Source organism: Pseudoduganella violacea (assembly GCF_014191875.1).
Classification (GTDB): Bacteria; Pseudomonadota; Gammaproteobacteria; order Burkholderiales; family Burkholderiaceae_D; genus Rugamonas; species Rugamonas violacea_A.
Genome location: NZ_JACHXD010000011.1, coordinates 65,673 through 78,266, shown reverse-complemented (window position 1 = coordinate 78,266; position 12,594 = coordinate 65,673). Strand labels below are relative to the sequence as shown.

Sequence of the window (12,594 nt, the reverse complement as noted above, 5' to 3'; positions counted from 1 at the left end):
AGCCAGCGCCACCGGTTCAAGGCCAGGGCGCTGGCGTCACATCTTCATATTGCGGACCGCCCTGCTCCGGTTCCGGCACATTCTGCTGTGGCACCAGATGCAGGCGCTGGCCCGGAGGCAGGCCCAGGCTCAGAATCTCCTTGCGGCTCTCCACAAAGTCGGACGAGCTCAGAGGATGCCGCGCATCGGGCCAGTTCGCAATCGCCCAGTCCTGCACCGCTTCAAAGCGGCGCCATACGTCGGCAATGAACTGGCGCCGCTGTTCATCGTTCATATCGCTGTTTTCCATATCGGCCTCCCGCATGAACTTGCAGCGTAAACGGGTAGGCAAGCAATATCTGTACGCCAGCACACGATAGGCGCTCAGCTTTCGTCCAGCTCAGCTCAGCAGGAACGGTACAATGTCGGTGAAGGCGTGGGCGACTACCACCGGGAACAGCAGCCTGCTGCGCCAGTAGTACAGACTAAGCACCAAACCAAAAATCAGCACCGACACAATGCCGAATGGCCCCTGGTAGGTGTGGAATAAGGCACGGATCAGAAGGCTGACCAGGAAGGCCGCAGCCATCCCATAACGCCGCAGGCCGCGCAGCAGGAATCCGAGCAGGAAGGTTTCCTCATATAGGCCATTGATGGCGGCAACGGACAGTATTGTATAGAGACTGATACTGGTCCGAGACAGCGGCATGGCCGGGTCTGCGGCTGCCAGCGGCGATAGCAGTTGGACCATGCCTCCACTCAAGCCAAAGCTAAGCAGATAGAGAACGAATCCCTGCACCAGACCAAACAGGCTGGGGCGCGGCAGCAAGGTAGCTAAAGGGTAGCGGCGTAGCCGGAGCCATGCCAGCGCCAGCACGCCAAGCACGATCTCTGTCAGCAGCACATTCAGCAGATCCTGCTCACTAATGGAAAAGTCAAAGGAACGGAAGGAAGACTCGAAGGCCGCCACGCTTGAGTACAAAATGAAGATTCCGAAGCAAAGGACGCTTAGCGCCAGCGCTTCCAGCAGGCCGGTATGCGGCGCCGCTTCAGCTCGCCTATCCGCTGTAGGGGCGAACAACTCCAGCAAGCTGGGCAAGTGCTCCCTGTCTTGTCCGGCGAGTACACGGTAACGATACCAGCTTGCGCCCAGCGCCAAGCCCAGTGGCCCAGCGCATCCGCCCAGCCATATCCAGCCTGACGACAGCCCCACGGGAAGATCGGCAAACAAAATTTGCAGCAAAATGAGGAGCAGCAAGATGCCAGCAGCCTTCAGCGATGCTGCTGGCGAATAGCGTACCGCAAGCATCCCGCCGAGCACCGCAACGGCAAAGTCCAGGCCTTGAAACAGGAGCCAGGGCGAAAATTTCACCAGCGCGCTTTCCGGCGCATATAAGGAGCTTGCGAATAAGTGATGGCAGATCGCCCCCAATAGCAATAAGCTACCACCGGCGAGCATGGCCTTCCTATGGCTGTGCATTGTCAGGCAGGGGAAGCGGCGACTCGGCTGCTATGGCCCGCCATAATCGTCCACTTACCATCAGCAGAGCTACGCCATACGCGGGTATAGCGCAAATCCTCGCTAAAAGCGTGGCCTTCATAGCTACCCGCAACCATCATCCGCACCGATACGATAGCCAATTGCGCATCGGCTTGAATGTGCTGTTCTGAGGGCTGTAGCAGGTGGAATTTCAGTATGCCGGACCGATGCAGAGCGAGATCGTCTTGCTTTCCACATACCTGCCCTAGATGGTTGGTGAAGGTCAGCTCAGGAGAAATCAGCTCATCCAGCGCAATTTGGTCCGATGCCAGCATGGCGAGCCGCAGGCGTTCCTCAATAGCACGTATCTCTTCTCTTAAATCGGATGACATCGCAACTCCATAGTAAGATCAATATATATGCAGCCAATTGTCCACCTACTGATTGATAACACCGCTCACCGGCCCGCCATTTTCGCAGTGCCGGAAATGAGCCTAAGCTCAAGCCGCGCGACCATGATCGCACATATTTTTTCGTTCAAGATAAATACGGCATATTTAATCGAATATCTGGAGCCGGCGTACTTGATTTGGGTGGCGGAGTCGAAAGAGGATGACGAGCAGCATGGGGGGCCGCAGGATGATCTGGCCCAAGCCGGATACCCGTGCCTGCCTGAAGTACTCAAGAATGCCGCGCTATCCGAGCTGGTCCTGGGACACTACCTCTTGCAGGACTGCTTGGGCAAACTCACATGGGATGGCGTCAGCCCTATTAAATATTGGCTGGATAAGGTGACACTTTGCGAAATTGAAAACGAGTTCGTCATGCTATCGGGAATATGCTATAGCAAGCCACCATGCCAAGGGGATTGATTATGGCGCCGAATACCCTGGCAACAAGTAGCAATTACGCCATCGAGCATGAATATGAGCTTGCGTATCTACGCCTGCCCGGTGGAAGGAAAATCGTGGTTGGCGATTTTTATGGCGATCCCCAGGCAGCGCTGATCGACGCGGATGAAAACTGGTGTGCCATCGGGGGATGCGGGCTGATTATCTATCGGCTGGCGGAACCATTCGATGAATACGCGAATGGAAAACCAAGCAGGCAATACTGGGAATTTAATCGAGAGCCTCCCGACATCTTCTGGATAGAGGAACTCACGCAACTGAACGCCCATGAAATCGCGCTAAGGCTTGATAGCGGCGAAGTCCAAATTGTCACGCTTCCAAATTTTGACGTGAGCGTATAGATGCCTCTGCCAGTTCCAAGGCATAGGCCTGGATGGCGGCGGCCGCGGCCTGTGGCGCTATCTGCAACAGAAAATGGGGGCCATCGAGAGCCGCTATCCGCGTTGCCGGATAGGTGGACGCAATATGCCGGGCCGCGCCGGCCGGCACCACCCGGTCATGCCTGGCCTGCAAATAGAGCAAGGGCACTTGCAAACGCTGCAATTGGGCGCTGACGTCAACCGCCAGAACCGCCTTCAGCCGGGCGCGGAAAGCCGCCGCCGAAACCTGGGCCAGCGCGCCATCCAAGGCGACACGCAATTGGGGAGTGGAAAATCGGCCCATCAGGAAATAGCTGAGGACAGCGTTCGGCAGCAATTTGACGGGCAGAATGTCAGCCAACCCGCGCAGCGGCTTGAACAACGGATGGGGATTGCGCGCGAAGGTGCTGCAGAGTACGACGCCCAGCAATCCATCGGGCTGTGCAGCCGCGAGGGCTATGGCGATTGGCCCCGAAAACGACTCCCCTAGCAAAATGAACTTCCCGTCCACCGGCAAGGCTTGCCGGGCCACTTCCGCCAGTTCCCGGTAGCCAAGCGCCTGGTCGCAGGGATAGGCGACGCGGCGGATATGGAAACTGTCGCCCAGGGCCGCGATCAAGGGTTCGAACAGGGTCGCCGTGCCATCCATGCCGGGCAGCAGGACGAGGGTCAGTTGCGTGTCGGCCTCTACCATCCTAAACCGGCTGGATCTTGTAAGCGCAGCGGCGCGCGCCGTTCAGCACATGCTCGTAGCGCTCGACCTTACAATCCGGCCCCAGCACGCGCTGGAAGACGTCCAGCTCGGAGCGGCAGAATTTCTGGCATTCCTTGGCCGCCGCACAGATCGGGCAGTGGTTCTCGACCAGTACCACGCTGCCGTCCGGTTGCACTTCTGATTCGGCCATATAACCTTCGGCGTCGCGCACCGTGGCCAGCGCTGCGACGCGCTCGGGCAGGTCGCCGCCACTGTCGATATTGTTGCGGTACAGCTCTTCGCTGGCCTGCTCGCGCGCCGCGATCAGCTTGTCCAGCCCTTCTTCGCCGAACAGGCTGCGCACCTGGGTGATCAGTTGCAAGGTCAGGTCGGCGTGGCGGTCGGGGTAACGCGCGTGGCCGGCGGCGGTGAGCAGCCAGCGGCGCGAGGGACGGCCCACTTTTTCGGCGACGTCTTCAAACGTCACCAAGCCTTTTTCCTGTGCCGTTTCGAGCTGGCGGCGCGCGCCCATCGAGGTCAGATCGAGCGTTTCGGCCAGCTGCTGCGCGGTCTGCGGGCCGCGCGTCTTGAGCAGAAAAAGGATGTGGTCAGCAGTATTCATTCTTATAAGTTGTTACAGCACGGCCGGCGCCGCCGCCAATTGCGTACGCCAGCCCTGGATGCGCCAGGCCGCCCACAGCGCCAGCGCGGCGCCCAAACCAAGGATCAGACGCGTATTGAGCAAGGTGAGTACGGAACCAGCCAACGCCATCAGAATATTCGCCAAGCAGAACGTGGTCGCCAGCAGCCCCATCACGGCACCCTGTCCATGGGCGCTGAAGCGTTCGGCCGACCAAGCCTGCACTACCGCATTGTAAAACGCGTTGGGCACGCCGAACAGCATAATTGCGGCCATTCCGAGCCAAATATTGCCAAAAGCGACCATCGCCACGACCAGACCGATACCCGCCGCATACCAGGTAGCGCGTTTCAGCGGCTCATGGCGGCTTGGATTGCCGGCGAAAACAGCCGTCAGCGTCATCAGCCCGCACATGCCGACATTGAAGAAGGCGATGCTGCGTGCATCGTAGTTGGCATTTTCCACCAGCCACAGCGGGTAGAACTCATAAAAAGCGGTGACGCCGCAGGTCAGCGCCAGCTGGACGATGAACAAGGTGCGCAACTCCGGATTGCGCAGCAGATTGAAGGCATGGTTGCGGCGCGCCTCCTGCCACCAGGAGGTGGCGGCGCCGCTAGCCGTTTCGCGTTCCAGCGCGATCGTCACGAGCAGCGCGCCCAGCAGCAGCGCGGCGACGGCGATCCAGAACGGCACCGTGATGCCGAAACCCAGGGTCAGGCCGGCCAGCAACGGGCCGAACAGCCAACCCAGGTGGAAGGCGCCGTTCAGCCAGGACAGGGCGCGGGCGCGCAGCGGGCCGTCAAGCTTTTCCGCCAGCAGGGCGCGGGCAACGGCGCCATTACCTTCCAGCAAACCGGTGATGAAGCGGGCCACGATGAACAGGGGATAGGATTCGAGCACCATGGCGCCCGCCGTCGCGGCATGGCCGATGGCGGCGCCGACCGTGGTCAGCAACAGCACCGAGCGGCGGCCGTAGCGATCGGACAGGGAGCCGAGCACGGCCGAACCGATCAGCAGACCGAGCGGATTCATCATCAAGGCCAGGCCGAACAGCAGTTTGGGCGGCAGGCCGAGGAACTGGGTCAGGCCGTTGCCGGAATCGGTCGCGAACAGCGGCGGCAGAATAGGATAGGGCAGCGAGGTGCCGGTGGTGGACAGCAGCGCCAGCAGGCAGGCCGCCGTAATCAGGAGGATGTTTTTCATGACCGAGATAAATAAACAAATCGTTTTACAAATATACCGCTAATGCGGCATTAAGTAAATTTTTTTGTTTATTTATACGCGATCAAGCGCGGCGCCGGCAGCGCCGCGGCAGAAAGGTTGGACGAGGCTTAGTCGGCCGCCGGCACCTTGCGGTAACCCACGCCAATGCGGTTCCAGCTATTGATGGCATTGATGGCCATGGTGACGGCCACCGATTCCGCCGGGCTGAATTCGGCCAGCAGCGTCTTGTAGTCGGCATCCGGCGCGTGGGTGTGGCTGAGGTCGGTCAGCGCCTCGGTCCAGGCCAGGGCGGCACGTTCGCGCGGGGTGTAGAACGGGGCTTCGCGCCACACCGACAGGGAATACAGACGGCGCTCGGTCTCGCCGGCCTTGCGCGCGTCGGCCGCATGCAGGTCGACGCAGTAGGCGCAGCCATTGATCTGGGAAGCGCGCAGACGGATCAGTTCCAGCAGCGATTCTTCCAGGCCCAGCTTGTTGACGGCGATCTCGAAGTTCAGCATGGCCTTATAGGCTTCGGGATTGGCTTTGTGGTAATCCAGACGTGGTTCCATTTTCTTCTCCTTGAAAAGTGTGTACTGCATGGACTCCATTCTAGAGGCCGGCGGAGCGCGCAAAGGAGCCAATTTCCGGAAAATCAGGCGGTCCAATACCCAATTTTGGAGGCCAATGCTTGCCAAAGTCGACCGGAACAGGCAGGCTTCGCCCATGGAATTACATATCGTGATGGACGGAAGCCGCGATCTGGCGGGCCAGCTCTACCGCCAGCTCAGCGAGGCGATCCGCAGCGGCCGGCTGGCCGACGGCGCGCAACTGCCGCCGACCCGCCTGCTGGCCCAGCAGCTGGGACTGTCGCGCAAGACGGTGTCGCAAGCTTATTCCCGCCTGAGCCTGGACCAGCTCCTGGTTGGCAAAGTCGGCGCGGGCAGCTATGTGCAAGCGCCGCCGGCCGCCCTGCCCCGTCCGCAGACCGTCCAGGATCTGGGCAGCGCCGATATGCTGCGCCACTGGGAAGAGCTGGGCAAGCCGCTGCGCAAAATGAAGATCGCCAGCTCGCGCTATGAATTCGTGGGCGGCCGCTCGACCCCGAACCACTTTCCGGCCGAAGATTGGCGCCGCTGCGTGCTGCACGCCCTGCGCCAGGAAGCGCTGGCGCGTGGCCGCTACAGTCCGCCTGAAGGCCTACCCGCCTTGCGCCAGGCGATTGCCCATCACGCGTCCTTCAGCCGGGGCGTGCTGTGCGGCGCCGGGGAAGTGGTGGTGACGAACGGCGCCCAGCAGGCGCTCGACCTGCTCGGACGCACCCTGCTGGCGCCGGGCAGCGTGGTGGCGATGGAAGAGCCCGGCTATCCGCCCGCGCGCCTGATTTTCAGCAGCCATGGCGCCGACGTGTGCGGCGTGCCGGTCGATGAGGAAGGCATGCGCGTCGATCTGATTCCGGCCAGCGCCCGCCTGATCTATGTGACCCCGGCCCACCAGTTCCCGCTGGGCATGCCGATGAGCATGGCGCGCCGCGCAGCGTTGCTGGCGCGCGCCCGCGACATCGGCGCCATCGTCATCGAGGATGATTACGACAGCAGCTTCCGCTACCAGGGCCGCCCCACCGATTCGCTGCAAAGCATGGACCGGCACGGCCTCGTGGCCTTCGTCGGCACCTTCTCCAAGGTGCTTGGACCGGAGCTGCGGCTCGGTTATATCGTGCTACCACCGGCCATCCAGTCCGCCCTGCTGCTGGTCAAGCGCCTGAGCGACTGGCATACGCCGACGCTGAACCAGCATGCGCTGGCCAAGTTCATTGAAGACGGCTGCCTGGCGCGCCATATCCGGCGCTGCCATGCGGTGTATGCGGCGCGGCGCGCGCGCCTGCAAGCGCTGTTCGACAGCGAGTTGGCGCCCTGGTTCAAGCTGGTGCCGGCCACGGCGGGCTACCATCTGGCCGCCCTCTGCGTGCGGCCGCTGGATATGGAACTGCTGGTCCGGGTCGCGCACCGCGCCGAGGTCGGCCTGTATTCGCTGGCACCGTTCTATGCCGAGGCCCCGCCCCTGCCTGGCCTGTTCATGGGCTATGGCGCCATCGAGCTGCTCGACATCGATATCGCCATCGGCCGTCTGCGCGAAGTGCTGCAGCAGATGGCGTAAAGTCCGTCAGCGCGCGTGCTGCTGCACCCAGGCCAGGATATTATTGACGTCCATCGCACCCGGCTGGCGCGCCACTTCGCGTCCGCCTTTGAACAGGGCCAGGGTGGGAATGCTGCGGATGGCGTAACGCGCCGCCAGATCCTGGGCTTCCTCGGTATTCACCTTCACCACGCGGAAAGCCGGTTCCAGGCGCTGCGCCGCCTGCGCGTAGAACGGCGCCATCTGGCGGCAGGGACCGCACCACGGCGCCCAGAAATCGACCAGCACCGGCAAATCGCTGCGCTCGATATGCTTGAGGAAACGCGCGCTCGACAAATCCACCGGCTGTCCTGTAAATAGCGGCTTCTGGCATTTGCCGCAGACCGGCTCCTCCCGCAGGCGGGCGGCGGGAACGCGGTTGACGGCGTCGCAGTGGGGGCAAACGATGTGCAGCGCCTCGGCCGGCGCGGAGCTTGAAGTAGTCATAGGGTTTCCATCCGGGTTTGCATCTTGGTCGGGCGCAGTGTAACGAAGATTTCGCTTGTTTGCAGAACGGCCGCGTCCGATAATCGGACCTTATGCCTGAGCTGGGAGGGATGCATGCAATTCCTGACGACCGAGCGTTTGCATATTGCCTACAGAGAATACGGCCCGCCGCAAGGCGCGCCCGTCTTTCTGCTGCATGGCTGGCCCGACGATGTGCATACCTGGGATGCGCTGGCGCCGGCCTTGGCCGAACAGGGCTACCGCGTGCTGGCGCCCAGCCTGCGCGGCTGCGGCGATACCCGTTTCCGCGACAGCGCCATCCCGCGCAGCGGCCAGCTCAGCGCGCTGGCCCAGGATGTATTCGATATGGCGCTGGCCCTCGATATCCGCCGCTTCCGCGTGGTCGGCCACGATTGGGGCGCGCGCGCCGCCTACAACGCCGCCCTGCTGGCGCCGGAAAAGGTGGAACGCTGCGTCGGTATTTCGGTGGGCTGGGGCAGCAACGACCCGCACCAGACGCTGAGCCTGGCCCAGGCGCGCAATTACTGGTATCACTGGTATATGGCAACCGAGCGCGGCGCCGTTGCCGTGCGCAAGGAGCGGCGCGAACTGGCCCATCTGCTGTGGCAAACCTGGTCGCCGGGCTGGCAATTCAACGAAGCCGATTTCCGCACCACGGCGCATGCCTTCGACAATCCCGACTGGGCCAGCGTCACCGTGCATTCCTACCGCCACCGCTGGGGCTGGGCGGAATCCGATCCCTATTATTCGGCGCTGGAAACGGAGTTGCGGCGCAATTCCGTCATCACCGTGCCGACCTTGACCCTGCACGGCGCCCTCGACGGCGCCAACGATCCCGCCACCTCCGCGCAGCGCGAACACCTGTTTGCCGCGCCCTACCGCCGCCTGCTGCTCGACGGCGTTGGCCACTTCCCGCAGCGCGAGCAGCCGGCGCGGGTGGCGCAGGAAGTCATTGCCTGGCTGCGCTAAGGCGTCCAGGCACGGCCGCGGCAAAAGGCTCAGGCGTCGTGGCGCGCGCCGTGGCGGCTGCCGCCGCCTTGGCCGCTCGCCACCTGGGCGATGCGTTCCCCGGCCTGTAGCGTTTTCTCGCCGGCCTGCACCGCTTTGTCGACAGCCTGGCCGGCTTTTTCACCGGCTTGGCCGCCGCGCTCGCCATCGTGGCGCGGCTGTCTTTCCTTGCCGTCCGCCTCGCTCATCTCCATGGCCTCGCCCATCGCTTCGCGCGTGCGGCGCACCACGGTGTCGGCCATCTCGTCGATCGGGTCGGCAATGCGCGACAAGGCATCCTGCTGTTTGCGCAGGGCCTTGCCGGTCTCTTCGGAGGCGATACGCGCCACTTCATCGGCCAAGGCCTTGGCCGCGCGCGCCGTACCGGCGCTGTGCTGCTCCACCACCCGCACCAGGCGCACCTGGCCGTCGGCGGCCACGCGCGATATTTCCTGGTTATAGCTGCACAGCTTATCGCTGAAGGGCTCGATACGCGCTGCCGTCATGCTGAACAGGTCGGCCGGCTTTTGCGCGCAAAACATATTGCGCCCGACCTCCGCGCTTTCCTCCAGCATCGACTGCGCCATTTGCAGGCCGATGCTCTGGCATTCCTGCGCCGACTGCATCAGGGTCTTGGACATATCGTTGAAGAAGGCGACTTGCTCATTCATGTGTTCACGGGCTGCGGGAGAAGAAGTAAAGGGATACATGGAAACCTCGAACGGAAAAGGGTTGATCAAGGCCGCAGGCACCTGCACCGGCGGCACAGGAACCCAGACTACGTCAGCGTCCCCGCCCGCGTTTGACGAAAATCAAAGGTGCGCCCTCCTACCTCACGCATGCAACTGAGCCGTAAAGCCAGGGCCCCGTCGCGGCCAGCCTGACTTATTTCTATAGTAAAATTTTCCTCCCCCTTGCTTGCCGGTGAAAGGAACCATGGCTGCTGTGACTTGTCTGCAAAAAATCCTGTTTGGCCCGCCAGGCTGCGGCAAGAGTTTCCGCGTCAGGAAGATCGCCGAAGAGGAACTGGGCATCACCGTGCCTGGCCCGCGCCTGATCGAAACCACCTTCCATCCGGAATATGGCTACGGCGATTTCCTCGCCAAGCTGCTGCCGCAGACCAGCAAGTATCAGCAAAAATACCTGCTCAGCGCGGCCGGGCCGATTCCCGCCACCACCATCCAGGAAGAGGTGGAACGCTCCTCCATCGAATACAATATCCACACCGGGCCGCTGCTCAAAGCCCTGGCCCTGGCCTACGCCGATCCGGGCAAGAATGTCTTGCTGGTGATCGATGAGATCAACCGCGGCAATTGCGCCCAGATCTTCGGCGACATTTTCCAGCTGCTCGACCGCAACGATAGCGGCCGTTCGGAATATGGCGTGGAACTGTGCCAACTCTTCCACGGCGCCCTGCAAAACGAATTGCAGCGGCAGGGCGCACCCGCCAGCGCCTGCCCCGCGCAGAAACTCTATCTGCCGCCCAATCTGTCCCTGATCGGCACCATGAACACCAGCGACGAATCGGTGTATTACATGGACAGCGCCTTCAAGCGCCGTTGGGACTTCGCCTTCATGCCGTGGAGCGGCCAGCCAGGTGGTGTTTTGCATGAACGCCAGCGCAGCTTGACGGTCGAGGGCGTGGACGGCGACTGGATCAGTGTGTTGACCCGGCTCAACGACTACATTGCCGGCAGCTTCCGCGGCCGCAATATCGACGACAAGCAAATCGGCCTCTGGTTCGTCAAAGTCCCCCTCACCGCGCCGGAGAAGCTGGGGGCGGCTCTGGAAGCGCTCAAAGTGAAGCTGGCGCCGCTCGTCGGGAAGTCCGGGCATGGCGAGTGGGTCAAGATTTTCCCCAAGGCGGAATCTTATGGCTTCGGCGAAAATCTGCTCACCGTCAGCGCCAAGGCTGATTTCGAAGCGTTCGGCGCGGGCTGGCCGGCAGACGTCAATCCCTATCAACCGGAATTGCTGGCGGCGAAGCTGATCGAGCATATCGACGCGTTCCTGGACGTGCCCGCGCCCCGCATCACGCTGGAAACCATCCGCAACAAGCTGATGTTCTTCCTTTGGGATAATGTCTTCTCGCGCGACCGCAGTCCCCTGTTTGCCTTGCTGCGCTTGGGCGGCATGGCCGGCGGCGACCCGCGCACCTTCGGTGAATTCGCCACCCCAGAGCACGCGGCCATGCTGCTGGCCGGCCTGCTGGCGCCGGCCGAGACGGCCAGCGCGTGAAGCACAGCGGCTGGCAATTTGAGCTGGAAGCGGCCACGCTGGACTGCACCAGCGAAGCCTATGTCGGCCTGGTGCGCAACGCCGACGGCAGCGCCAGCCTGCGCCTGCCCTACGGCTATCACCCGCAACCCGGCGACAGCAAGGAGCACTGCCTGGGTCATCTGTCCCGCGTGCTGGCCCGCTTCGCGCGCGAATACCCCAAGGAGAACACCAGCAAGCGCGACGGCTATTTGAGGGCGGCGCAGGGACAGGCCAGCCAACCCAGCCGGGAACAGGATCTCGATTACAGCAAGCTCGCCAGCCATATCGCGCTGATCCGGCGCATGAACGATCCCAGCCTGCTGGCCCTGGTGCGCGCGCCCGGCCTCGCGTCCGGCTTCGATGCGCGCCATATCAGCCGCAATCTGGAACGCGCCGTCTACCTGCCGGACCACACGCCCTACTTCGACACCATGCTGATGCAGCCGGCGCGCCTGCAACGCGGCAGCAACGACCTGGTCGGCCTGGCCTGCTGGATCGCCCTGGACGCGCTGCACCATCTCTTTCCCGCGGCCGCCGACCAGGAAATCGCGCCCAGCCTGCTTGAAGAATGGGAAACCCTGGCCGCGCGCTGTGCCGACAGCCAGCATCTGCCCAAGGACGCCTCCCTGTTCGGCGCCGGCCATGAAAGCACCCTGGCCCAGTTGCAGGACGCGTTCGACGCCGCGACCGGCAGCGCGCCGCCCGTGCACGCCGAGGCGCGCGAGCTGGCCGATACACTGGAACAGGTGCTGCATTGCTCGGCCAACGCCGGCGGTGGCGACATCTTCGGCCTGCAAGGCTTCCACCGCGTCTGGGAGGCGGTATGCCTGAACCACGCACTGGCCCATTTTGGCGCCGCGCGCATCCTGAGCTGCGACCACGAGCTGCTGTACCAGGCCACACCGGCCCAGCGCCAGCGCTGGACGCGGACGCGCCATGAACTGTTCGCCTGGAACGGCACCGCCCGCCGCCCCGACCTGGTGGTCGAAGGCGAGGACGGCCGCCTGCTGCTGATCGATTTCAAATATTCCGCCGCCTACGCCCAGGACGCCTTCTTCAAGACCAGGCCGGCCGCGCCCAGCACCAGGCAGCAGCCGAAAACCTGGCAGGACTGGCGCAAATTTTGCGAACAGGCCAAGCTGCACCAGGACATTGCCAGCCTGGAGGCCTATCGCTGGCTGCTGATGCAGCGCCACCTGAAAAGCCATGAAGAGGACCGGATCGATGTCGAAATCTGGGCGCCGGGGCAGGAAGACGGCCAGCGCGCCTGCGCATGGCAGGCCTGGGGCGAGAGCGGCCGCCTGCCCGGCACGACATTCCACCAGTTGTCCGTGCGTACCCTGGCCACGGCCGACATCCTGCGGCACTACACCGCCGGCTTCAGCTTGTTCGCCTGATTCCCCGCCCACTGTTGCGCGTTCGCGCAGAATTTGATGCGC

Annotated in this window: 15 protein-coding genes; 6 read left to right on the top strand and 9 right to left on the bottom strand. The window is 62.9% G+C overall.

The features are described from left to right. Positions 1-16 precede the first annotated feature (16 nt). The 3 genes from FHS03_RS18995 to FHS03_RS18985 form a co-directional block, all read right to left on the bottom strand. Entirely contained in the window at positions 17-289 is a 273-nt protein-coding gene (locus FHS03_RS18995) for a hypothetical protein (RefSeq protein WP_229426283.1), read from the bottom strand. A gap of 90 nt (positions 290-379) precedes the next feature. Continuing rightward, positions 380-1,438: a CPBP family intramembrane glutamic endopeptidase gene (locus tag FHS03_RS18990; protein ID WP_183442520.1), complete on the bottom strand. Its 1,059-nt coding sequence runs from the start codon at positions 1,436-1,438 to the stop codon at positions 380-382. 23 nt (positions 1,439-1,461) lie between these two features. Continuing rightward, the gene (locus FHS03_RS18985) at positions 1,462-1,851 is read right to left on the bottom strand and encodes a nuclear transport factor 2 family protein (RefSeq protein ID WP_183442519.1); all 390 of its coding nucleotides are present in this window, start codon (positions 1,849-1,851) and stop codon (positions 1,462-1,464) included. A gap of 27 nt (positions 1,852-1,878) precedes the next feature. Between FHS03_RS18985 and FHS03_RS18980 the strand changes: the two genes are divergently transcribed. Together FHS03_RS18980 and FHS03_RS18975 are read left to right on the top strand one after the other, a co-directional pair. Next, a complete protein-coding gene (locus FHS03_RS18980; RefSeq protein ID WP_183442518.1) occupies positions 1,879-2,331 on the top strand; it encodes a hypothetical protein in 453 nt (150 codons plus the stop codon). Between the two features lie 2 nt (positions 2,332-2,333). Continuing rightward, positions 2,334-2,711, top strand: a complete 378-nt coding sequence (locus tag FHS03_RS18975) for a hypothetical protein (protein WP_183442517.1) — start codon at positions 2,334-2,336, stop codon at positions 2,709-2,711. Here FHS03_RS18975 and FHS03_RS18970 read toward each other — a convergent pair. The 4 genes from FHS03_RS18970 to FHS03_RS18955 all read right to left on the bottom strand — a co-directional run bounded on the left by FHS03_RS18970 (position 2,680) and on the right by FHS03_RS18955 (position 5,838). After that, on the bottom strand, positions 2,680-3,423 hold the full coding sequence (locus FHS03_RS18970; RefSeq protein ID WP_183442516.1) for an alpha/beta fold hydrolase: 744 nt from the start codon (positions 3,421-3,423) through the stop codon (positions 2,680-2,682). The two genes, FHS03_RS18975 and FHS03_RS18970, sit on opposite strands and share 32 nt — an antisense overlap. Position 3,424: 1 nt before the next feature. Beyond that, positions 3,425-4,045: a helix-turn-helix transcriptional regulator gene (locus FHS03_RS18965; RefSeq protein WP_183442515.1), complete on the bottom strand. Its 621-nt coding sequence runs from the start codon at positions 4,043-4,045 to the stop codon at positions 3,425-3,427. Between the two features lie 12 nt (positions 4,046-4,057). Further along, entirely contained in the window at positions 4,058-5,266 is a 1,209-nt protein-coding gene (locus FHS03_RS18960; RefSeq protein ID WP_183442514.1) for an MFS transporter, read from the bottom strand. 128 nt (positions 5,267-5,394) lie between these two features. Next, positions 5,395-5,838: a carboxymuconolactone decarboxylase family protein gene (locus FHS03_RS18955; protein ID WP_183442513.1), complete on the bottom strand. Its 444-nt coding sequence runs from the start codon at positions 5,836-5,838 to the stop codon at positions 5,395-5,397. A gap of 154 nt (positions 5,839-5,992) precedes the next feature. On the opposite strand from FHS03_RS18955, the gene pdxR reads away from it, so the two are divergent. Further along, complete coding sequence (pdxR, locus tag FHS03_RS18950; RefSeq protein ID WP_183442512.1) at positions 5,993-7,423, top strand: MocR-like pyridoxine biosynthesis transcription factor PdxR; 1,431 nt, start codon at positions 5,993-5,995, stop codon at positions 7,421-7,423. Positions 7,424-7,429: 6 nt separating this feature from the next. Here pdxR and trxC read toward each other — a convergent pair whose 3' ends face one another. Beyond that, entirely contained in the window at positions 7,430-7,888 is a 459-nt protein-coding gene (gene trxC / locus FHS03_RS18945; RefSeq protein ID WP_183442511.1) for a thioredoxin TrxC, read from the bottom strand. A 114-nt stretch (positions 7,889-8,002) separates the two neighbouring features. Here trxC and FHS03_RS18940 point away from each other — a divergent pair, with 114 nt between their 5' ends. Beyond that, a complete protein-coding gene (locus tag FHS03_RS18940; RefSeq protein ID WP_183442510.1) occupies positions 8,003-8,878 on the top strand; it encodes an alpha/beta fold hydrolase in 876 nt (291 codons plus the stop codon). A gap of 29 nt (positions 8,879-8,907) precedes the next feature. Here FHS03_RS18940 and FHS03_RS18935 read toward each other — a convergent pair whose 3' ends face one another. Next, positions 8,908-9,567: a phasin family protein gene (locus FHS03_RS18935; protein ID WP_183442509.1), complete on the bottom strand. Its 660-nt coding sequence runs from the start codon at positions 9,565-9,567 to the stop codon at positions 8,908-8,910. 265 nt (positions 9,568-9,832) lie between these two features. Between FHS03_RS18935 and FHS03_RS18930 the strand changes: the two genes are divergently transcribed. Both FHS03_RS18930 and FHS03_RS18925 read left to right on the top strand, forming a co-directional pair. Continuing rightward, positions 9,833-11,134 carry an AAA family ATPase gene (locus tag FHS03_RS18930; RefSeq protein WP_183442508.1) on the top strand — a complete coding sequence of 434 codons (1,302 nt, stop codon included), beginning with the start codon at positions 9,833-9,835 and terminating at the stop codon, positions 11,132-11,134. Further along, positions 11,131-12,552, top strand: a complete 1,422-nt coding sequence (locus FHS03_RS18925; RefSeq protein ID WP_183442507.1) for a hypothetical protein — start codon at positions 11,131-11,133, stop codon at positions 12,550-12,552. The genes FHS03_RS18930 and FHS03_RS18925 overlap by 4 nt, the downstream gene beginning before the upstream one ends. The last annotated feature ends 42 nt before the right edge of the window (positions 12,553-12,594 follow it).

What these genes read in the sequence shown, in the direction of transcription:
- FHS03_RS18995 (WP_229426283.1), bottom strand. Translation starts at nt 289, where the DNA reads ATGGAAAACAGCGATATGAACGATGAACAGCGGCGCCAGTTCATTGCC.
- FHS03_RS18990 (WP_183442520.1), bottom strand. Translation starts at nt 1,438, where the DNA reads ATGCTCGCCGGTGGTAGCTTATTGCTATTGGGGGCGATCTGCCATCAC.
- FHS03_RS18985 (WP_183442519.1), bottom strand. Translation starts at nt 1,851, where the DNA reads ATGTCATCCGATTTAAGAGAAGAGATACGTGCTATTGAGGAACGCCTG.
- FHS03_RS18980 (WP_183442518.1), top strand. Translation starts at nt 1,879, where the DNA reads ATGCAGCCAATTGTCCACCTACTGATTGATAACACCGCTCACCGGCCC.
- FHS03_RS18975 (WP_183442517.1), top strand. Translation starts at nt 2,334, where the DNA reads ATGGCGCCGAATACCCTGGCAACAAGTAGCAATTACGCCATCGAGCAT.
- FHS03_RS18970 (WP_183442516.1), bottom strand. Translation starts at nt 3,423, where the DNA reads ATGGTAGAGGCCGACACGCAACTGACCCTCGTCCTGCTGCCCGGCATG.
- FHS03_RS18965 (WP_183442515.1), bottom strand. Translation starts at nt 4,045, where the DNA reads ATGAATACTGCTGACCACATCCTTTTTCTGCTCAAGACGCGCGGCCCG.
- FHS03_RS18960 (WP_183442514.1), bottom strand. Translation starts at nt 5,266, where the DNA reads ATGAAAAACATCCTCCTGATTACGGCGGCCTGCCTGCTGGCGCTGCTG.
- FHS03_RS18955 (WP_183442513.1), bottom strand. Translation starts at nt 5,838, where the DNA reads ATGGAACCACGTCTGGATTACCACAAAGCCAATCCCGAAGCCTATAAG.
- pdxR (WP_183442512.1), top strand. Translation starts at nt 5,993, where the DNA reads ATGGAATTACATATCGTGATGGACGGAAGCCGCGATCTGGCGGGCCAG.
- trxC (WP_183442511.1), bottom strand. Translation starts at nt 7,888, where the DNA reads ATGACTACTTCAAGCTCCGCGCCGGCCGAGGCGCTGCACATCGTTTGC.
- FHS03_RS18940 (WP_183442510.1), top strand. Translation starts at nt 8,003, where the DNA reads ATGCAATTCCTGACGACCGAGCGTTTGCATATTGCCTACAGAGAATAC.
- FHS03_RS18935 (WP_183442509.1), bottom strand. Translation starts at nt 9,567, where the DNA reads ATGAATGAGCAAGTCGCCTTCTTCAACGATATGTCCAAGACCCTGATG.
- FHS03_RS18930 (WP_183442508.1), top strand. Translation starts at nt 9,833, where the DNA reads ATGGCTGCTGTGACTTGTCTGCAAAAAATCCTGTTTGGCCCGCCAGGC.